A 458-nucleotide genomic window follows, 5' to 3' on the forward strand; every position below is an offset into this window, starting at 1 on the left:
CTTCACCAAGGGTGCGGATGTCGGCGGCGACCTCGTCGGCAAGGTCGAGGCTGGTATCCCTGAGGATGATCCGCGCAACCCGGCCACCATCGCCGACAATGTCGGCGACAATGTCGGCGACTGCGCGGGTATGGCGGCGGACCTGTTCGAAACCTATGCGGTGACCGCGGTGGCCACCATGGTCCTCGCCGCGATCTTCTTCGCCAAGACCCCGATCCTGGTGAACATGATGACACTGCCGCTCGCGATCGGCGGCATCTGCATCATCACCTCGATCATCGGCACGTTCTTCGTCAAGCTCGGCGCCAGCCAGTCGATCATGGGAGCCCTCTACAAGGGCCTGATCGCGACCGGCATCCTGTCGCTGATCGGCGTTGCCGCTGCCATCAACTGGCTGATCGGCTTCGGCAAGCTCGACGGCGTCGATTACACCGGCATGTCGCTGTTCTGGTGCGGCG

Annotated in this window: 1 protein-coding gene; it reads left to right on the forward strand. The window is 63.8% G+C overall.

The genetic code is table 11. The features are described 5' to 3' along the window. A partial coding sequence (locus V6F78_RS22265; protein WP_332728340.1) for a sodium/proton-translocating pyrophosphatase occupies positions 1–458 on the forward strand: 458 nt, incomplete at both ends.

This window comes from Pseudomonas sp. ESBL9 (assembly GCF_036668715.1).
Taxonomy (GTDB): domain Bacteria; phylum Pseudomonadota; class Gammaproteobacteria; order Pseudomonadales; family Pseudomonadaceae; genus Aquipseudomonas; species Aquipseudomonas lundensis.